The following is an 18670-nucleotide window of genomic DNA, read 5'->3' on the forward strand; positions in this document are numbered from 1 at the left end:
GGGATCACCTGAGGAATCAACCACGGCTAAACCTCCCGAGCACGCCCATGATGCCGCCGCGCGCGAACAGCACGATCAGCAGCAACAGCGGGCCCATGATCAACGCCCAGTATTCGGTGAATTGCGACAGGACTTCTTCCAGCAGCAGGAACACGATGGTGCCCAGGACGGGACCGAACAGCGAGCCCATGCCACCAAACACCACCATCACCATGAGTTCGCCAGAGCGGGTCCAATACATCCCGGCCGGGCTGATGAAGTCGGTATTGTTGGCGAGAAGTGCGCCGGCGAGGCCGCAGATCGTGCCTGAGATGACGAAGCAGACCAGCCGATAGCGGTTGGCATGAAAGCCGATTGCCTGCATGCGCTGCTCGTTGGAACGAACGCCCCGCACCACCATGCCGAACCGGGAATTGATGATGCGCCAGATCAGATAGACGCCGCCGAACAGGCAGAAGAGGCAGAGGTAGTAGAACTGCACGCGGTTCGACAGGTCGATCAGGCCGCCGAAAGTGCTGCGCTTGTAGATGGTGAGGCCGTCGTCGCCGCCATAGCGAGAAAGACCCGAGGCGATGTAATAGGCCATCTGCGCGAACGCGAGCGTGATCATGATGAAATAGACGCCGCGGGTGCGCAAGGACAGCGCGCCGATGACGAGCGCATACAGCGCCGACGCCGCCAGCGCCACCGGCCACTGGATGAAGCCGGAGCCGATGCCTTCATAGGCGAGGATGCCCACCGCATAGCCGCCGATGCCGAGATAGGCGGCATGGCCAAAACTCATCATGCCGCCATAGCCCATGATGAGGTTGAGGCTGGCAGCGGCGAGCGCAAAGATGACGATGCGGGTGAACAGCGTCAGGATGAAGATGTTGCCGGTCACCGCCGAATAAAGCGGCAGCAACAGCAGGCCAAGCGCGACGAGCGCCACGACGACGTTGCGGACGTTGATGTGAGATTTCATCGCTTGGCGGCCGGAAACAGCCCCTCCGGACGCACGACGAGCACAATCGCCATCAGCAGATAGATCAGCATCGAGGACAGTGCGGGCGCCGCGGTGGAGGCGGCAGCAGAACTGAGCACCATGCGCAAGAGATCCGGCAGGAAGGCGCGGCCGAGCGTATCGATCATGCCGACGAAGATCGCAGCCATGAAGGCGCCGCGGATCGAGCCGATGCCCCCGATGACAATAATAACGAAGGCGAGAATCAGGATGTTCTCGCCCATGCCGATCTGCACGGTGAGGATCGGCGCCTGCATCAGCCCGGCAAGGCCGGCAAGCGCCGCGCCAAGCCCGAACACCAGCGTGAACAGCAGCTTGATGTTGATGCCGAGCGCACCGATCATTTCGCGGTTCGAGGCGCCGGCGCGGATCAGCATGCCGATGCGGGTCCGCATGACGACGATATAAAGTAGCGCTGCGACCGCCAGGGCGACCACGATGATCGACAGCCGATAGGCCGGATAGAACACGCCGGGGACGATCTGCACCGGCACGGTGAGCCAGGCCGGCAGCGGCAGCGACAGGCCAGCCGGGCCCCAGATCAGCCGCACCGCGTCATTGAAAAACAGGATCAGCCCGAATGTCGCCAGCACCTGATCGAGATGGTCGCGACCGTAGAGATGTCGGAGCGCGATGAATTCGAGCGCGATGCCCAGCAGCAACGTGGCGCCGAGCGCCAGCAGGATGCCGAGTATAAAACTGTTCGTCCACGCCACGAAGGTGGCCGCGAAATAGGCGCCCATCATGTAGAGCGAGCCGTGCGCCAGATTGACGAAATCCATGATGCCGAACACCAGCGTCAGGCCGGCCGCCAGCAGGAACAGCAGCAGCCCGAACTGCAGGCCGTTCAGCGATTGTTCTACGAGGACGAGCATGGATCCCTATACTCAAGACCTAGAGCGTGATGACTCGTCATCCCGCTCTAACTTTATGATTTTGGGCATGATCTTTTCGGAAAACCAGTGCCCACTTTTCCGGATCATGCCCTAACAAAACAGCGGCAGCACATCTGCGCCGCCGCCATTTTTCTTGTTGGGCGGATGATCTGTCGCAAACCGCCCCCGGGTCAAGCCCGGGGACGTGTTCGCGCCATCATGCACCAGCCATGCCAACCATCACTTCTTCATTGGACATTTGTCGGCGAAGCGGTCCTGGTCGTCCTTGACGATGGTCGCCACCGTCTTGAGGGCGAGCTGACCGTCGGCGTCCTTGACCACGTCCTGCAGGTAGAAATTCTGGATCGGGATGTGGTTGTTGCCGTACTTGAACGGACCCCGCACGGACTTGAAGTTGGCCTTCTCCATCTCGGCCTTCATCTCGTCCTTCTTCGAGGTATCGCCCTTCACCGCGACAACCGCGCTGTTGATCAGGTTAGCGGCGTCATAGGACTGCGCCCCGTAGAAGGTCGGGCGCAGGCCGGTGAACTTCTTGCGGTAATCCTCGACGAACTTCTTGTTCTCCGCGTTGGGGAGATCGTTGACCCACTGCTGCGCGCCGGGCACGCCGAGCGCGTTTTCCTTCTGCAGCGGCAGCGACAGTTCGTCGATGGTGAACGCCGTATAGAGCGGGATCTGCGCCTTGATGCCGGCCTGCGCGTACTGATTGAGGAACTGCACGCCGGCAGCACCCGGATAGAACACGAAGATCGACTCGGCCTTGGAGTTCTTGGCCTTGGTGAGTTCGGCGGAGAAGTCGAGCTGGCTCGGCCAAACCGTGTATTCCTCGCCCACGACCTGGCCCTTGAACGTGCTCTTGACGCCGGCCAGCATGTCCTTGCCCGCCGCGTAGTTCGGGCCGATCAGGAACACCGACTTGACGCCCTTCTGGTTCATGTAGGTGCCGACCGCCTGCGGGGTCTGGTCGTTCTGCCAGGAGGTGGAGAATACGTAGGGCGAGCAGAGTTCGCCGGCGAGCTGGGAGGGACCGGCATTGGCCGAGATCAGGAAGGTCTTGGAATCGACCGCGGTCTTCAGCGAGGCCAAAAGCACGTTCGACCAGATATAGCCGGCGATGAAATCGACCTTGTCGGACTGGATCAGTTTTTCGGTCTTCTGCTTGCCGACATCAGGCTTCTGGCCGTCGTCCTCATAGATCACCTCGACCGGCTTGCCGCCCATCTTGCGGCCGAGATGGTCGAGCGCCAGCTCGAACGAGTTGCGCATGTCGTTGCCGATCACAGCGGTCGGGCCGCTGAAAGTCGAGACAAAGCCGATCTTGATGGTGTCACCAGCGGATGCGGGCTGCGCCAGCGCCAGAACCGCTGCGCCCGCCAGCCAGAATGCCTTTTTCATAATCACTCCCCTCCTCGTTATCGTACCAGACCCGGTCGACCGGGCGACCCGCTTGTCTCGCGCGCCTCATTATCATGTGAGGTATTTTGTGCGCGAAATCGCTGGTCTGCGGCAAGCATGAACCGCCGGCCCCGCTTTGGACCTTCGGCTCATACCCCCGTGGCCTGCACCATAATTCGTGGATGGCGGGGATGGCAAGAACTATAGTGCCGGTTGCCGGGGCAACAATTGTCGCACCGGGCGCCGGTTCAGACCGAATATTCCGCGCCGTCAATCGCGTACGCTGCATAGCGAAAATCACGGATGGTCGCGACCATGCCGGCCGACCAGCCCAGCAGCATGAAGTATTTCGGCTCTTTATCAGGCGCGTTCGGGTCGAACACCAGGATGGCAGGATGTCCCTCCACCAGGCCCGGGACCAGACGCCAGTCGCTCACCTTGGCGTAATTGCCGAAATAGCTGAAAACCTCGGCCTTTCCGCGCATGTGGGTCCTGCTGACGAGGTCGAGCCGCACATCGTCCGAGATCATGGCGCGGATCGCGTCGAAATCGCGCGCGTTGAAATGGGCGACATAGGCGCGGAGGCGTTCGCGATCGGCATCCGACAATCTCTGTTGCGGCGTGTCGTCGGGCTCATCGGCGATCTCCCGCAACTGCGCGCGCCCGCGATGCAGCGCGGCCTTGGCCGCGGGCAGGCTGCAATCCATGACCTCGCAGATCTCCTTGAGCGAGCAGCCGAGCACGTCCATCAGGATCACGCTGGAGCGCTGCGTCACCGGCAGGCGCATGAAGGTGCGCAACGAGGTGGCGGCTATCTGGCGGCTCTCCACGGCATCGAGCTGGTCGGCCATCATGTCCAACTCCGCTGGTCCCCGGAGCGCCTCCTGACGGTTACGGCGGCGCAGGAAATCCAACGCCGTGTTGTGCACGATCCGGAACAGCCAGCCTTCGGGATTGCCGATGTTGCCGGCAGCGGCATGCGTCTCCACCGCCTTGATCAGCGCGTCCTGCAGCACGTCCTCGCCGTCGATGACCGAGCCGACCATGCGCGCGCAATAGCGATGCAGCCTTGGCCGCATCGCGACCAGCAGGCGCTCGATGTCGAAGGCGGCGGACGGCTCGGGCACCCCTGTCATTCGGCCTCCGGCAAGCGGGTTCAGTTCTCGTCCAGCATGCGGTAATTGCCAACGACGGTGGCGCCTTTAGGCAGCGGCGGTTCGACGCAACGCTCCCGAATGCCGCTCTGGAATGCGGCGAACGCCGGCAGCTTCGGCAATGGGCTCGAGCCGTCATCGGCCACGGTCTCGACGACATGGATGAAAGTGTCGTCCTCCAGCCGCAGTGACATATAACGCAGGCCCTTGGGCTGCGCCGCCTTCAGTTCCGCAAATACCGCCGCGACCAGTTCGGCATTCCTGTCGGCCATATCAGGCTTGGTCCTGTACCTTATCACGGTCCGTCGCATGGGCTTCTCCTCGTTGGCGGCTGCAAAGGCAGCGCTTCGATCCCAAGGACGTTTGGAACCAGCCAAAGGATGCGGGCCCGGAGAAAATCTTTTTTGGGTCTTTGCGCGATACGCTTTCGCTATCGATCGATCAGCAAACGCGCCTTGGATCGGAGGCGCAAATGGCTACATAATCCAATGTGTTGAATGACCTGAAACCAGGGTTGCATGCCATGACGACAGCGCCGAAACAGCCCCATCACGTCGTGATCGTCGGCGCCGGTTTCGGCGGGCTGGAGACCGCCTTTGGCCTCGCCGGAGCGCCGGTCCGGATCACGCTGATCGACCGCCGCAACCATCATCTGTTCCAGCCGCTGCTCTACCAGGTCGCAACCGCCTCGCTGGCAACGTCGGAAATCGCGTGGCCGATTCGCTACCTGCTGCGCGGACGCAAGGAGGTAACGACGCTGTTCGCAAATGTCAGCGGCGTCGATCCTACAGCGAAGCGCGTGCTGCTCGATGACGGCGAGGCGCTGGCCTATGACACGCTGGTGCTCGCCACCGGCGCCCGCCATGCCTATTTCGGCCACGACGAATGGGAGCCGTTCGCGCCGGGCCTGAAAACGCTGGAGGATGCCACCACGCTGCGGCGGCGCATCCTGGTCGCCTTCGAGCGCGCCGAGCGCGAGACCGATCCGGTGCGGCGCGCGGCGTTGCTGACCTTTGTCATCATCGGCGCCGGGCCGACCGGGGTCGAAATGGCGGGGACCATCGCCGACCTCGCCAAGGACACGCTGCCGCCGGACTTTCGCAACATCGACACCCACAAGACCCGCGTCGTCCTGGTCGAGGCCGGCCCGCGCGTTCTCCCCAGCTTTCCCGAAGACCTCTCCACCTATGCGCAGCGCTCGCTGGAGGCGATCGGCGTCGAGGTGGTGCTGGGGCAACCCGTCACCGACTGTGCCATCGATGGCGTCGTCTATGGCGGCAACAAGCTGGAGGCCAGGACCATCGTCTGGGCCGCCGGTGTGCGCGCCTCGCGCGCGGCGGAATGGTTGAACGCGCCCGCCGACCGCGCCTACCGTTTGAAGGTCGAGCCAGATCTTACCGTGCCCGGCCATCCCGACATCTTTGCCGTTGGCGACACCGTGACGATCGCAGGCCCCGACGGCAATCCCGTGCCGGGCATCGCGCCGGCGGCCAAGCAGCAGGGACGCTATGTGGCGGCGCTGATCAAGGCGCGGCTCGGCGGCGGCACGCTGCCGCCGTTCCGCTACAAGCACGCCGGCAGCCTCGCGCAGATCGGCAAGAAAAAGGCGGTGATTGATTTCGGCCGCATCAAGCTGCGCGGCAATCTCGCCTGGTGGATCTGGGGCCTCGCCCACATCTACTTCCTGATCGGCCTGCGCAACCGGCTCAGCGTGGCGCTGAGCTGGCTGTGGATCCACGCCCGCGACCAGCGCGCCGCGCGACTGATCACGCAGGGGTCGAGCAAGGTCACGGGATAGGCTTCGTCACGGCGCGCAGGCAAAACTGGCCGCCCGATCGACCGGCCCCGATTTGTAATGCGGCCATGCCGGCCACTGGCACAAGGGCAGCGCGCGCGTCGTCTCAAACGCCGGCGCTTCGACCCTCTGCTCGGTCACCTCGAGATCGCCGGGCGCCTTGCCATTCTCGACCCAGTCGACCAGCACGCCCAGCATGTCGACATTGGCGGGCGCGCCGGAGCCGACATGATCGACGCCGGGCGCCGTGTAGAGACGGGCGAACTCCGCCGTCTTTTCAGCGCCCAGCGTGCGCTTCACCTTTTCGAAATAGCGGATGCCCGCATAGGGGCTCTGGGCGTAGTCGGCCATGTTCTCGAGAATTACGAGCTTGCCGCCGCGCGCGGCAAAGCGGCGCAGGTCGGGATTGGTCGAATCCATCAACCGCGATACCTGAAGCAGGCGCTCCTTGTGCTCCTCGGGTTTGTATGTCGTGACATCGAGCTTCGGGTCGCGCGCAAAGACATATTGGATGCCGCCCGCACCATAGATCCAGGCGATGCCGTTGGCCGGCACGGGCGGCTGCGCCGGCGCCACCTTGCCGAGCCACCAGGCGCCCCAACCGCCGGTCGGACCGAAGGCAGGGGTGTTTTCGCCTGACACCCCCCAGCCCGGATAATCATCAAGGCCGTTTTCCAGTGCGAACGGGAATTTGTAGGTCGCGTGCAGCGTCTTGATCGCCGCGATCTGCGGCTCGGTCAGGCATTGGTCGCCGCTCTGGCCCGCCGCGCAACGCAGTGACTCCGGTTGGAATTTCGCCTTGCAGCCGACCGGATCCATAACGAGCAAATCCTCGGCGCCGTCGGCCTTGTCGCAAGCCTCCAGCACCGCCTTGGCGACGAGTTCGACTTGCGCAGGACGTATCCAGCCCTCGCCCATCGTTGCGAGCCCGGACCGCGTCCCGGCATGCTGCAAGCCAACCCAGTTGATGACGGGCACGCGGGCAAAGATGCCGTCAAAGTCTTCAGGATAGCGCTGCGCCATCGTCAGCGCCTCGCGGCCGCCTTCGGACGATCCCATGAAATACAGCTTGGCCGGTGGGTTGCCGTAGGCGCGCACCATCAGGCCGACGGCGGCATCCCGCACGCGCTTGTAGGATCGATGGGCAAAATTTTCGAAAGCCTCGTCGTTGAGCGCAAACACCTGCGGCGGCTCGCCCGGCTTGGTCTCGTGGCCGGAATCCGTGCCATAGGTGACAAAGCCGCGCGCCAACGGGGAAGGGGCGCCGAACGGATAGGCCGGCGGCAAAGCAAGCCCGGTGATCAGCACGCCGTTGAAGCCACCGCCGCCATATTGCAGCGAACGGCCGTTCCACTCGACCGGGAGATTCACCTGGAATTTGATCGGCGGCGCATTGGGATCGGTCGGTGCGATCTGGCCGAGGACCTTGCAGAATTCCGGATTGGCCGGCGTGACCCGCGCCGCCGGCGTTGGTCCTTTTTCGGCGATCGCGAGTGACGAAGGCGCAACGATCGAGGCGGAATCGATCCGGACCGCATTTTCGGCCGATCCGACGAGGCCGCTGCACGTCGCCGCGGGATCGCCGGTCATCTTCGCGGCCATCGCATCCGCACTGAAGAGCGAGGTCGCCGCGAGCAGCGAGGCCAACCGAGTCCATGCGCGCATGTCGAACTTGGAGTGTTGCATCGTTTCCCCCGCTATCGTTTTGCAGCCGCGTTTTGGCCGGCTGTCAGATTTACAATGGTTTGCGCCACGTGGGCGTCAATTGAAATAAAGCGGCGTCGACGTTTGACAGCTTTTATGCGGCGACACCCCCACCCGACCCTCCCCCGCAAGCGCGGGAGAGGGAGGGCATCTCACTTCACCAGCGAGCAGCCGCCATCCGCGAGCGGGCGGAAGGCCTGATCGGCCGGGATGGTCGAGACCAGCTTGTAGTAGTCGTAAGGGTATTTCGACTCTTCCGGCTTCTTCACCTCGAACAGGTACATCGGGTGAATGACGCGGCCGTCCTGGCGGATGGTGACGTCGCCGAACAATTTGTCCTTGCCCTTGAACTTCTTCATCTGCGGCACCGCATCCTTCGCATGGTCGCTGCCGGTCGCCGCCACGGCGTTGAGATAGGCCAGCGTGGAAGCATAGACGCCGGCCTGGTTGCCGCTCGGCATCTTGCCGTTCACGCCCGGCCGCGCCGCAAAGCGCTTTGCAAACGCACGGGTGTCATCGTCCATGTCCCAGTAGAACGCCTCGAACAGTTGCAGGCCCTGGCCGACCTTCAACCCCATGCCGTGGACGTCGTTGATGAACAGCAGGAACGCCACCATCGTCTGACCGCTTTGCTGAAGACCGAACTCGGCCGCCTGCTTCACCGCGTTGACGGTATCGCCGCCGGCATTGGCAAGCCCGATCACCTTGGCCTTGGAGTTCTGCGCCTGCAGCAACAGCGAAGCGAAATCCGCCGTGTTGAGCGGATGCTTGGCCGAGCCCAGCACCTTGCCGCCGTGCTTCTCGATGTAGTTGGTGGCCTCGGCCTCGATTCCCTGGCCGAGCGCAAAGTTCACCGTGATGAAGTACCATTCCTTGCCGCCGCGCGCCATCATCGCCGCCGCCGTGGAATTGCCGGTTGCCCAGGCGTCATTGACCCATTGGATGGTGTTGGGCGAGCAAGCCTTGCCGGTCAGATCGGAACTGGCAGTGGATGACGCAAGAAACGTCATGCGACTGTCGCGCAGCAGCGAATTGATGGTGAGGCCGACGGCAGAATTCGGCACGTCGACCACGGCATCGACGCCGTCGACATCGAGCCATTTGCGCACGATCGCCGAACCTACGTCGGCCTTGTTCTGGTGATCGGCATAGACGATCTCGACCTTGATGCCCTTGCCGCCGCCGTTGAAATCCTCCGCCGCCATCCGCGCGGCTTCCACCGAACCCATGCCGTTGGTGTCCTGGAAGATGCCGGAGATATCGTTGAGCACGCCGACGCGAACGACGTTGTCGGAAATATCCGCGCGCGCTGCGTTGGTCACGAACGACAAGGCCAGCGCCAGACCCAATCCTAAACCCCGCATTGTTTTCTCCTCCGATGTTGATTGAGCGTTCCCGGACTTTCGCCGGGGTTTGCGATTGGCGCGACGCGCCGCTAAAGTTGCCGATCGGATGCCGGGGATGGTATCCGTCAGGCCGGGGAAATGGTGATCGGGAGACTGTCCAGACCACGCAGCGTGTTGTTGTAGCGGCGCTTCACGGGTCCAGTGATCTCGATGCTGCCGACCCGGCGGGCGATCGCAGCCATCATCACTTCGCCTTCGAGGCGCGCGACAAGCTGCCCGACGCACATGTGAACGCCCGAGCCGTAGCCGACATGGCCCGATGTGCGGCGGGTGATGTCGTAACGATCGGCATCTTCCCAGCGGCGCGGATCGCGATTGGCGGCCCCAAGGAACATCAGAACCTTTTCGCCCTCGCCAATCACGTGCCCGCCAAGCTCGACTTCGCGCGTCGTGGTCCGGAAGAAGGTCTGCACCGGGCTTTCGAAACGGACCGCCTCCTCGAAGGCATTGCGTGCCAACGTGGGATCGCTGCGCAGCTTTGCCAGTTGTTCCGGAAAACGCGCGAGGCAATAGACGGCGGCGCCGATGCCGTAGACGGTGGTATCGAGCCCGGCCGACAGCAGCGAACGCACCAGAAGCGGGGCTTCCTCATGGGTGATTTCGCCGGCATCGGCGCGGGCATGGATGCAGGCGCCGAAGCCGCCGGGGGCGAGATTCTCGCGTTGGCATTGTTCGGCGACATAGGCCTGATGCGGCGCTGAGCGCTCGATCGCCTCCTGGCGCAGCTGGTTCGGCGGCCCGAACGCGTTGAACACCAGGCTGGCATAGGGCAGCAGATGCTCGCGCCCTTCCTGCTTCAGTCCGAGCGCATCGGGGAACACCGACAAGGGATAAGCTTCCGCAAGATCGGTGATGGCATCGAAGCTGCCGCGCGAGAGCAGCTCATCGACCTTGGCTTCGGCCAATGCGGTGAAATGAGCGCGCAACGGCTTCATAGCGGTGGCCGACAGCACCTGATTCAGCACCGCGCGTGTTCGGGTGTGGGCCGGAGGGTCCGCCTCCAGGATGATGCTTTGCGGGCGCCACGGCTTCTCCTTGGCGAAATCGCTTAAACCCACGCCACGGCCCGAGCAGAACGTCAGGGGATCGTGGAGGACGCCATGCACCTCGGCATAGCGCGCCACGCCATAGATGCCCCACTTGGCGAGCCATACCACTGGTCCGGCCTCGCGCAGGACCTGGTGAATCGTATGCATATCGTCGAAGAACTCGGTTGAGAACGGGTCGACGTCGAGGCTCGGGACGCCGGTCGGCGCTGCTTGATCGGTCGCGCTCATGAGGGTCTCCTGCATATTGTTCTTGCGGAACGGTATGCCCTGTCTCTATGTCTGGGATGCTGGAGCGGCTTCGGAAGAGCATGAGCAGGAACAGACAGGCGCGCGCGGCCCGCGCGGGCACGGCAGGCAGGAGCGGACGCGCCGAACAGGTGCTCGACCTCGACCGCTACGTCCCGGCGCTCATCACCTTCATTGCCAACAAATTGTCGCGCAGCGCGACCGTGGTCTATCAGAAGCGCTTTGGCGTCAACGTCACGGAATGGCGGATCCTGTCGCTGCTCGCGATCGAGCCGGAAATTTCCGCGGCGCGCATCTGCCATGTGATCGGTTTCGACAAGGGACCGGTCAGCCGGACGCTGGCCGCGATGGAAGAACGCGGGCTGGTCAGCATCAGGGCGGACCGGCAGGACGGGCGCACCCATTCGATCTCGCTGACCGCGAAGGGATATTCCACCCACGACCAGGTCATCGCGGTCGCGCTCGAGCGCGAACGCCGCCTGCTCTCTTGCCTGAGCAAGCCGGAACGCGAAACCCTGATCGGGCTGCTGCTGCGGGTGCACGGCAATCTCGACGCCGTGAAAGGCGCTGGCGAAGTCGACGACCGGGGCTAAGCGGAACGCGCTGGCCGCGCCGCGCTGAACGACGCTTCCGCTATGGCGCCGCGTACGCAACACCGCATTGTGTCGTGACGAGCCGACACGCCCGAACATCCGTTTCTCCCCTGCGCGGCCCGGCATCTCTGTGCTCTGCGATCGGCCGCCTTGTGGAAACACGCTCGCACAAATTAGTTGCCTTGGCAACATATACGACAAGCCTCGAAGACCGATTTTCGACGGCGGCCGGTTCCCACCGACCGCCGTTAGTCAGGTCATTTCTTGACCAGCGGGCAGTTGCCCTCGCTCTCGGGACGGAACGCCTGATCGCCTGGAATAGTTGCGGCGACTTTCAGCAGATCCCATTTAGACGTGGATTCGTCGGGCTTCTTGACCTCGAGCAGATAGAACGGATGAATCTTGCGTCCGTCGCTGCGGATGGTTCCCTTGCCGAACAGCGGATCGTCGGTCGGCATCGCCTTCATCGCCGACACCACAGCCTTGCCGTCGGCGGCGCCGCCCACCTTGTCGACGGCTTTCAGGTAATGCAGCACGGATGCGTAGACGCCGGCCTGCATGTCATTCGGATAATTCTTCTGCGGATGACGTTCGGCAAAGCGCTTGGCGAAGGCGCGCGTGCCGTCGTTCAAATCCCAGTAGAACGGATTCATGATCTGCGCGCCTTGCGCCGCCTTCAGGCCGAGCGCGGGAATGCCGTTCATGCCGAGGATCAGCCCGACCAGCTTCTGCTTCCGGGTCAATCCAAATTCCGCCGCCTGCTTGATCGAGGTGATGGTGTCGTCGCCGGCATTCGCCACGCCGACGATGTCGGCGCCGGAGGCCTGCGCCTGCAACAGGAAGGAGGCGTAGTCGGCGGTGCCCAGCGGATGGCGCACGGCACCGAGCACTTCGCCGCCGGACGCCTTGACGGCTTCCATGGCCTGCTTTTCGAGATCGTGACCGAACGCATAATCGGCGGTGAGGAAGAACCATTTCTTGCCGCCCTGCGCAACCACCGCCTTGCCGAGACCGCGCCCGTAAGCGTAGGTGTCATAGGTCCAGTGCACGGTATTGGGCGTGCATTTTTCGCCGGTCAGCAGCGCCGTTCCGGCGCCGGAGCCGATGAATACCTTGTTCTTCTGCTCGGAGATGGCGGCAACCGCGAGCGCGATTGCCGAGTTCGGCAGGTCGAAGATCGCGTCGACGCTTTCGTTTTCATACCAGCGCCGCGCGATGCCGACACCGATATCAGGCTTGTTCTGGTGATCGGCGGAGACGACCTCCACCGGCTTGCCGGCGGCCTTGCCGCCGTAATCCTCGACCGCCATCTGGGCCGCGATCACCGAACCGATACCCTGGTAGGTCGCAAACACGCCGGACTGGTCGTTCAGCACGCCGATCCGAACGCGGTCCTGGGCATGTGCGGCACCAACGAATATGCCGCCGAGCGCGGCAACGAGCATTCCTGTGCGAAAGAATTGTCGCATGCATTCCCTCCTGTGTGGAAAAAGGCGGGCCTTGGCGACCACTTCTGAATTGCTTATAACTTATAAGCATTTTGAGGATTGTCAATTCATGTGATGCCGTGCGAGCTATTGCCATGGGAAGAATCGCCAAAGTTTCGACGCGCAAGGCCAACGGGGCAGGCAGACCGGCCGAGCCGGATGTGGGCCGGGAACTCGACCTCGCCGCGCTGCGGCAGACCCCGGGATTCATGATCCGGATCCTGCAGTTGCAGAATTTCGAGGCGTTTTATCCGTATTTCGAAGCGCTAAAACTTTCGCCGCTCGAATACGCCATCTTGGTCGCGGTGCGGGACAACAAGACGGTGACGCAGAGCGAGCTCGCCGCCGTGCTGAAGATGCAATTGCCCAACCTGGTGAAGATCCTGTCGCGGATGGAGGAGACGGGAGTTCTCAAGCGCAAACGGTCCACGCGGGACAAGCGGGCAGTCGAACTCAGCCTCAGCGCGGCGGGCGAGAGGCGCGCCGACGAGGCCAGCCGGCTGGGCGAGCGCTTTAATGCGCAGACGCTTTCCGCGCTCAGCAAGCCCGAACAAGCCGCCTTTCTCCAGATGCTGGTGCGGCTGGTCGAAGCCCACAAGAACGGGTTTTGAAGCGTCTCAGCCGGCGCAGCCGATCCATTCGGCCGACGAACCATCGTCCAGCATTGCCACCGCGCTCGCGCGCCGCGTCAGCACCGCGCGCTGGTTGATGTAGCCCTTGTCGGTGATCTCGCCGCCGTCGACGGATGCCGGCTCGGCCAGCAGCAGCGCACGTGTGGCATGACCGGATGAGTTGCCGCTCTGCGCCTTCAGTTTAGCGAGCCCTTGCCCGATCGCGGTGCGAACCTTGTCGTGGCCGACCACGTCTTTCACATCGACGTTGTCTGATAGCCCGGCATGCGCCCGGCAGGCCGCGATGTTCGGAAATACCAGGAAGCGGACCTCGTCGCTGCTATGGCCGGTGACAGCGATATCCTGCGCCAGCGGCGCAAGCGCGGCGATGCCGGCGACACGCAGGGTTCCGACGTTGACCCAGGTGCCGGAATTGAGCTTGAAATCTTCCGCGACACGGCCGTCGAAAAACAGGCCGAGTTCGGGATGCGCCGGATCGGCAAAAGTCACGGCGTCGCCGATCAAATAGAAACCTTCGCTATCGAACGCCTGCGCGGTCAATTCGGGCGCCTTCCAGTAACCGGGCGTGACGTTCGGGCCGCGCACGCGCACTTCCAGCTTGTCGCCTGACGGCACCAGCTTCAGCTCAGTGCCCGGGATCGGCACGCCGATATTGCCGGAGCGTTTTGCCTGGAAGTGGCAATCGGTGGCGAGCGGCGACGTCTCGGTCGAGCCCCAGGCCGAGACCATCGGCAGCGCACGGCCGACCGCCTTGATCGAGAGCTCTTCCAGCCCATCCCAGAGATTCTGTGGTAGTGCAGCGCCTGCATAGAAAGCGAATTTCACCTCGCCGAAGAACTTTTGCCGGAGTTCGTCATCGCTTCGCAGCGCCGCGATCAGCATGTCAAAACCGCGCGGCACGTTGAAATAGACCGTTGGCATCACGCTGCGCAGGTTAGCGAGTGACGTCGCGAACAGCCCCGGTGCCGGCTTGCCACCGTCGACATAGAGCGTGCCGCCGTTGCGCAGCACCAGATTGAAATTGTGGTTGGCGCCGAAGGTATGACTCCACGGCAGCCAGTCGAGGATGACCAGCTTCTCGCCAATGCCCTCGAGGAACGTCCAGGTCTGCGCCTTGGCCTGCTGGCTTGAGGTCAGCATGCGCTGGGTGTTGATCACGGCCTTTGGTGTGCCTGTCGAACCCGACGTGAACAGGAATTTTGCAATCGTGTCGGGCGTGATTGCGACGAAGGCCTTTTCGACATCAGGCGTTTCCGGCGTCGCCGCGATGCTGCGGAACGAGATGGCGTCGGTGTCGTCTGCGTTGCCGCTGACGATCGTAGCCGAATGCAGCGGCTTGATCGCGGCCAGCGCCGCAGCAAACGGTTTTGTGCCGGAAACATAGATCGCACCGGGCCCGAGCAGCGTGATCATGCTCTTGAGCTTGTCGAAGTCTTTGGACATCAGCGAATAGGCCGGCGAGATCGCGGCCGATGGCACGCCGACATGCTGGGCGGCGAGCGCGAACAGCGCGTGCTCGACGCTGTTGTCGGAGAGGATCACCAGCGGCCGCTCGGCGCTTAGCCCTTGCGCGAGGATCCAGGCGGCGGCCGAGCGCACCTGTTGCAAGGCGTCCCTGTAGGTGACGGTCGTCCACGGCGCATCGGTGCTGGCGCGATCGGCGACAAAAATCCGGTCCGGCGCCTGCCGCGCCCAATGCTCCAGCCAGTCGCCGATGCAACGCGCACCCGGCTGAAGCGGCACGGTCGAGCTCACCAGAATGCTGCCGTCGGCGCGGCGGTCGGCGACAATCGCAGGCGTCGCGAACAGAGTGCGGGAATGGTCACCGCTTGCGGCGGCGAGGGTCATGGTTTCCTCCTGTCCCGGCTGTTTCGGGGCTGCCGCGCATCATGCCGGCCTGCGGCTCGAACGGCCGCTTGCCCCTAATGTTGAGCACAACAATTGTTGTCGTCAACAACAATCTTCCCCTGGACCGCGCGAGGCGCTAGAAGGAGATGATGGCGGGAAACAGTCAAATGCCCAAAACGGCCAAATCACGAGCAGGCTTGCAGCCGCGTTTCGGCCGCAAGCAAGCCGGAAACGGCAGATCGCAGGGCGACGTCATGGATGACGAGATCGCCCTCGACGCGCTGGCCGGCCACGCCGGTTATGCGGTGCGGCGCTTCCAGATCTGGATTTTTCAGGATTTTATTCGCACGCTCGGCGCCGTCGATATCCGCCCGACGCAGTATTCCGTCCTGACCGTCATCGGCGCCAATCCCGGTCTGAGTCAGATGGCGGTCGCCAAGCGGCTCGGAATCGAACGCGCCAGGCTGGTGCACCTGCTGGACAGCCTCGAACAGCGCGAACTGGTCAGCCGCCTCAGATCGGCCACCGACCGGCGCTCCCACGCCTTGCATCTGACCGCGCGCGGCAGGACCGCGCTGGCGCAGTTCAGGCGGCTCGCCGCCGAGCATGAGCGCCATGTGGCCGAGAAAATCGGCAAGGAAAACCGGGAGCGGCTGCTGCAAATTCTTTCCGCATTCACCTGATCGCGGCTTCGCCTCGCCATGGGTCCTTTCGCCTAAATTTTAGGCATACGATCGACAGCGCCAAGCCTGCAGAGCGAGCACGCTCATATACTAAACATCTGATATTACGTGGCTATCCTTCAGGGTCGGCTCCATGCAGCCATTGTACACAATGGCACATCGCTTGCTTCATTCCCGGTAACCTTTGCTCGCTGGAGTTTTGCTCGCCATGGGGTCTGACGCGCCTGAAACCGTTGCCGCCATTGTCGCCGCGCACCGCGCCGCGACCATGACCCCGGCGCAAACTGTCGCGCGCAGCTATCAGCGCATCCGCGACCACAACGACCCCGCCATATTCATCAGCCTGCGCGACGAGAAGGAGGCGCTGGCGGACGCCGAAGCGCTGGCCTCGAAAGACGCGGCGGCGCTTCCCCTCTATGGCGTGCCGGTCGCGGTGAAGGACAATATCGACGCGCAGGGCATGCCGACCACGGCGGCCTGCCCTGCTTTCTCCTATTCGCCCGCGCAGGATTCGACAGCCGTGGCAAAACTGCGGGCGGCCGGCGCCATCATCATCGGCAAGACCAATCTCGACCAGTTCGCAACCGGCCTCGTCGGCGTCCGCTCGCCCTACGGCATTCCCATTAATCCGGTTCGCGCCGATCTCATACCGGGCGGGTCGAGCTCGGGTTCGGCGGTCGCGGTTTCCGCCGGCCTGGTGCCGCTCGCACTCGGCACCGACACCGCAGGCAGCGGCCGCGTGCCGGCGATGCTGAACAACATCGTCGGATTGAAGCCGAGCCTCGGGCTGATCTCCAATGCCGGCCTGGTCCCGGCCTGCCGGACGCTGGACTGCATTTCGGTGTTCTCGCTGACCGTCGACGACGCGATGACTGCGCTCTCGGCGATGGCGGGATCTGACGGCGCCGATCCGTTTTCGCGCGACCGGCCGGTGGAGAAGATGTCCGCGTTTCCCGAGAAACTCCGGCTCGGCGTGCCGCGCAACGGCCAATTGATTTTCTTCGGCGACCGCGCCGCGGAGAAAGCCTATGGCGAGGCGCTTGAGCGCTGGACGTCGCTCGGCGCCACGCTGGTCGAATTCGATCTGGAGCCGTTTTATGAGACCGCGCGGCTGCTCTATGAGGGGCCGTGGGTCGCCGAACGTTATCTCGTCATCCGCGACCTGCTGGCATCCTCGCCGGATTCGATTCATCCGGTGACGCGCGAGATTACGGCCGCCGGCGCGCGGCTGACCGCCGCCGACACTTTTGCCGCGCTCTATCGGCTGCAGGCGCTGCGGCGCACAGCCGAGCGCAGCTTTGACAATTACGACGCCATGGTGCTGCCGACGGCGCCGACCGCCTATTCGACCGCGCAGGTGCTGGCCAATCCGGTCGAACTCAACAGCCGGCTCGGCACCTACACTAATTTTGTGAACTTGCTCGATCTCTGCGGCCTTGCGCTGCCGGCCGCGATGCGACCAGACGGCATTCCGTTCGGCATCACGCTGCTGGCGCCCGCAGGCCGCGACGCAGCGCTCGCCAGCATCGGCCACGTGTTTCACGCCGACACCAAACTCAAGATGGGAGCCAAGGGCCTGACGCAGCCCGTGCTCGCTGCATTGCCGGCTGGCACCAGCGGCGAAATCACCATCGCCGTGGTCGGCGCACATCTCTCCGGCATGGTGCTCAACGGCGAACTGCAGGCGCTCGGCGCACGCCTGCTCGAGGCGACCACGACTGCGCCGGACTACAAGCTCTACGCGCTCGACACCACGCCGCCGAAGCCCGGCATGCTGCGCGTGGACGCAGGCGCGGGAAGTTCGATCAAGCTGGAGCTATGGGCGTTGTCGGCCGCAGCCTTCGGCAGATTCGTCGCCGCAATCCCGCCGCCGCTCGGAATCGGCACGGTACGGTTGGCTGATGGAAGAGGGGTGAAGGGTTTTGTCGTCGAGCCCGTGGCGATCGAAGGCGCGCGCGATATTTCAGGCTACGGCGGCTGGCGCGCGTTCATGGCGGAGAAGGCGGGGGTTTAGCCGTCATTGCGAGCGAAGCGAAGCAATCCATCTATCCTCGCACGCCGAAAGATGGATTGCTTCGTCGCTTCGCTCCTCGCAATGACGAAGGGCTACACCGACACCGCGTAGAGCTCGTACTCCCCGCGCACCAGCTCAATATGAGCGCGCATCGCGGCGGCCGCGCCGGCCTTGTCGCCGCGCATGATCGCGACCACGACGCGGTCGTGTTCGGCATGCGATTTCGCCAGACGCCCGAGGTTGCGGAACTGGGCGCGGCGGAACGGTTGCACCCGCACCCGCGTCGCCAGCGTCATCTCGGCGATGTAGCCGTTCTGCGAGCCGGCATAGATCGCGTTATGGAAGCGCTCGTTGACCTCGTGAAAGCGCTCGGGATTTCCGGCATGGCTCAGCACGCGCAATTCCTCGTGTATCCCTTCCAGCTTCTGGCGATCCGCCGGCGGCATCCGCTCGGCGGCGAGCCCGGCGCACAGGGCTTCCAGTTCGGCCATCGCCTCGAACATTTCAGTCAAGCGATCCAGCGAGGGCTGCGCGACGACGGCGCCGCGGTGGGCGCGGGCTTCGACCAGGCCGCTCGCCACCAGTTGGCGCAGCGCCTCGCGAACCGGCGTGCGCGATACGGAAAAGCGCCGTGCGATGTCGGTCTCGTCGAGCGCCGATCCCGGCGGCAGCACGCCGCGCACGATCTCGTCGGCAAGCTGCAGCCGCAGCTCTTCCGCGCGCGTAACCTTGTCGCGTGGCATCGACGGGCGATCGACGCGGCGA

General features: G+C 63.7%; 16 protein-coding genes. 5 read left to right on the forward strand and 11 right to left on the reverse strand.

Annotation, left to right across the window (positions count from 1 at the left end; genetic code table 11):
* Window positions 1-16: 16 nt before the first annotated feature.
* The 5 genes from KIP88_RS23025 to KIP88_RS23045 form a co-directional block, all read right to left on the reverse strand.
* Window positions 17-964, reverse strand: a complete 948-nt coding sequence (locus tag KIP88_RS23025) for a branched-chain amino acid ABC transporter permease (RefSeq protein WP_214490276.1) — start codon at window positions 962-964, stop codon at window positions 17-19.
* Complete coding sequence (locus KIP88_RS23030; RefSeq protein ID WP_214490277.1) at window positions 961-1878, reverse strand: branched-chain amino acid ABC transporter permease; 918 nt, start codon at window positions 1876-1878, stop codon at window positions 961-963. The genes KIP88_RS23025 and KIP88_RS23030 overlap by 4 nt, the downstream gene beginning before the upstream one ends.
* A gap of 240 nt (window positions 1879-2118) precedes the next feature.
* Complete coding sequence (locus KIP88_RS23035; RefSeq protein ID WP_214490278.1) at window positions 2119-3294, reverse strand: ABC transporter substrate-binding protein; 1176 nt, start codon at window positions 3292-3294, stop codon at window positions 2119-2121.
* A 248-nt stretch (window positions 3295-3542) separates the two neighbouring features.
* Window positions 3543-4430 carry a sigma-70 family RNA polymerase sigma factor gene (locus KIP88_RS23040; protein ID WP_214490279.1) on the reverse strand — a complete coding sequence of 296 codons (888 nt, stop codon included), beginning with the start codon at window positions 4428-4430 and terminating at the stop codon, window positions 3543-3545.
* Between the two features lie 20 nt (window positions 4431-4450).
* Window positions 4451-4759 (reverse strand): hypothetical protein, encoded by a 309-nt coding sequence (locus KIP88_RS23045; RefSeq protein WP_214490280.1) that lies wholly within the window; start codon window positions 4757-4759, stop codon window positions 4451-4453.
* 212 nt (window positions 4760-4971) lie between these two features.
* Between KIP88_RS23045 and KIP88_RS23050 the strand changes: the two genes are divergently transcribed.
* The gene (locus tag KIP88_RS23050) at window positions 4972-6246 is read left to right on the forward strand and encodes an NAD(P)/FAD-dependent oxidoreductase (RefSeq protein WP_214490281.1); all 1275 of its coding nucleotides are present in this window, start codon (window positions 4972-4974) and stop codon (window positions 6244-6246) included.
* Window positions 6247-6252: 6 nt separating this feature from the next.
* Here KIP88_RS23050 and KIP88_RS23055 read toward each other — a convergent pair whose 3' ends face one another.
* The 3 genes from KIP88_RS23055 to KIP88_RS23065 all read right to left on the reverse strand — a co-directional run bounded on the left by KIP88_RS23055 (window position 6253) and on the right by KIP88_RS23065 (window position 10630).
* Window positions 6253-7929, reverse strand: a complete 1677-nt coding sequence (locus tag KIP88_RS23055) for a tannase/feruloyl esterase family alpha/beta hydrolase (protein ID WP_374226500.1) — start codon at window positions 7927-7929, stop codon at window positions 6253-6255.
* Between the two features lie 170 nt (window positions 7930-8099).
* A complete protein-coding gene (locus KIP88_RS23060) occupies window positions 8100-9311 on the reverse strand; it encodes an ABC transporter substrate-binding protein (RefSeq protein WP_214490282.1) in 1212 nt (403 codons plus the stop codon).
* A 107-nt stretch (window positions 9312-9418) separates the two neighbouring features.
* A complete protein-coding gene (locus tag KIP88_RS23065) occupies window positions 9419-10630 on the reverse strand; it encodes a cytochrome P450 (RefSeq protein WP_214490283.1) in 1212 nt (403 codons plus the stop codon).
* A gap of 80 nt (window positions 10631-10710) precedes the next feature.
* Between KIP88_RS23065 and KIP88_RS23070 the strand changes: the two genes are divergently transcribed.
* Window positions 10711-11241: a MarR family winged helix-turn-helix transcriptional regulator gene (locus KIP88_RS23070; protein WP_214490284.1), complete on the forward strand. Its 531-nt coding sequence runs from the start codon at window positions 10711-10713 to the stop codon at window positions 11239-11241.
* Window positions 11242-11498: 257 nt separating this feature from the next.
* Here the strand turns inward: KIP88_RS23070 and KIP88_RS23075 are convergent, their stop codons facing one another.
* A complete protein-coding gene (locus KIP88_RS23075) occupies window positions 11499-12710 on the reverse strand; it encodes an ABC transporter substrate-binding protein (RefSeq protein ID WP_374226501.1) in 1212 nt (403 codons plus the stop codon).
* A gap of 113 nt (window positions 12711-12823) precedes the next feature.
* Between KIP88_RS23075 and KIP88_RS23080 the strand changes: the two genes are divergently transcribed.
* A complete protein-coding gene (locus tag KIP88_RS23080) occupies window positions 12824-13339 on the forward strand; it encodes a MarR family winged helix-turn-helix transcriptional regulator (protein WP_214490285.1) in 516 nt (171 codons plus the stop codon).
* A gap of 6 nt (window positions 13340-13345) precedes the next feature.
* Here the strand turns inward: KIP88_RS23080 and KIP88_RS23085 are convergent, their stop codons facing one another.
* A complete protein-coding gene (locus KIP88_RS23085; RefSeq protein WP_214490286.1) occupies window positions 13346-15208 on the reverse strand; it encodes a feruloyl-CoA synthase in 1863 nt (620 codons plus the stop codon).
* Between the two features lie 167 nt (window positions 15209-15375).
* Here KIP88_RS23085 and KIP88_RS23090 point away from each other — a divergent pair, with 167 nt between their 5' ends.
* Together KIP88_RS23090 and atzF are read left to right on the forward strand one after the other, a co-directional pair.
* The gene (locus KIP88_RS23090; protein WP_214490287.1) at window positions 15376-15891 is read left to right on the forward strand and encodes a MarR family transcriptional regulator; all 516 of its coding nucleotides are present in this window, start codon (window positions 15376-15378) and stop codon (window positions 15889-15891) included.
* A 208-nt stretch (window positions 15892-16099) separates the two neighbouring features.
* The gene (gene atzF, locus KIP88_RS23095; RefSeq protein WP_214490288.1) at window positions 16100-17905 is read left to right on the forward strand and encodes an allophanate hydrolase; all 1806 of its coding nucleotides are present in this window, start codon (window positions 16100-16102) and stop codon (window positions 17903-17905) included.
* Between the two features lie 92 nt (window positions 17906-17997).
* On the opposite strand, the gene KIP88_RS23100 is transcribed toward atzF, so the two are convergent.
* Window positions 17998-18648, reverse strand: coding sequence for a GntR family transcriptional regulator (locus KIP88_RS23100; protein ID WP_374226502.1), 651 nt, complete (start codon window positions 18646-18648; stop codon window positions 17998-18000).
* Window positions 18649-18670: the final 22 nt, after the last annotated feature.

Origin of the sequence: Bradyrhizobium sp. SRL28 (genome assembly GCF_018596315.1) — a bacterium.
Classification (GTDB): domain Bacteria; phylum Pseudomonadota; class Alphaproteobacteria; order Rhizobiales; family Xanthobacteraceae; genus Bradyrhizobium.

Coding starts and splice junctions, on each gene's coding strand:
- KIP88_RS23025 (WP_214490276.1), bottom strand. CDS start 964: ATGAAATCTCACATCAACGTCCGCAACGTCGTCGTGGCGCTCGTCGCG.
- KIP88_RS23030 (WP_214490277.1), bottom strand. CDS start 1,878: ATGCTCGTCCTCGTAGAACAATCGCTGAACGGCCTGCAGTTCGGGCTG.
- KIP88_RS23035 (WP_214490278.1), bottom strand. CDS start 3,294: ATGAAAAAGGCATTCTGGCTGGCGGGCGCAGCGGTTCTGGCGCTGGCG.
- KIP88_RS23040 (WP_214490279.1), bottom strand. CDS start 4,430: ATGACAGGGGTGCCCGAGCCGTCCGCCGCCTTCGACATCGAGCGCCTG.
- KIP88_RS23045 (WP_214490280.1), bottom strand. CDS start 4,759: ATGCGACGGACCGTGATAAGGTACAGGACCAAGCCTGATATGGCCGAC.
- KIP88_RS23050 (WP_214490281.1), top strand. CDS start 4,972: ATGACGACAGCGCCGAAACAGCCCCATCACGTCGTGATCGTCGGCGCC.
- KIP88_RS23055 (WP_374226500.1), bottom strand. CDS start 7,929: ATGCAACACTCCAAGTTCGACATGCGCGCATGGACTCGGTTGGCCTCG.
- KIP88_RS23060 (WP_214490282.1), bottom strand. CDS start 9,311: ATGCGGGGTTTAGGATTGGGTCTGGCGCTGGCCTTGTCGTTCGTGACC.
- KIP88_RS23065 (WP_214490283.1), bottom strand. CDS start 10,630: ATGAGCGCGACCGATCAAGCAGCGCCGACCGGCGTCCCGAGCCTCGAC.
- KIP88_RS23070 (WP_214490284.1), top strand. CDS start 10,711: ATGAGCAGGAACAGACAGGCGCGCGCGGCCCGCGCGGGCACGGCAGGC.
- KIP88_RS23075 (WP_374226501.1), bottom strand. CDS start 12,710: ATGCGACAATTCTTTCGCACAGGAATGCTCGTTGCCGCGCTCGGCGGC.
- KIP88_RS23080 (WP_214490285.1), top strand. CDS start 12,824: ATGGGAAGAATCGCCAAAGTTTCGACGCGCAAGGCCAACGGGGCAGGC.
- KIP88_RS23085 (WP_214490286.1), bottom strand. CDS start 15,208: ATGACCCTCGCCGCCGCAAGCGGTGACCATTCCCGCACTCTGTTCGCG.
- KIP88_RS23090 (WP_214490287.1), top strand. CDS start 15,376: ATGCCCAAAACGGCCAAATCACGAGCAGGCTTGCAGCCGCGTTTCGGC.
- atzF (WP_214490288.1), top strand. CDS start 16,100: ATGGGGTCTGACGCGCCTGAAACCGTTGCCGCCATTGTCGCCGCGCAC.
- KIP88_RS23100 (WP_374226502.1), bottom strand. CDS start 18,648: ATGCCACGCGACAAGGTTACGCGCGCGGAAGAGCTGCGGCTGCAGCTT.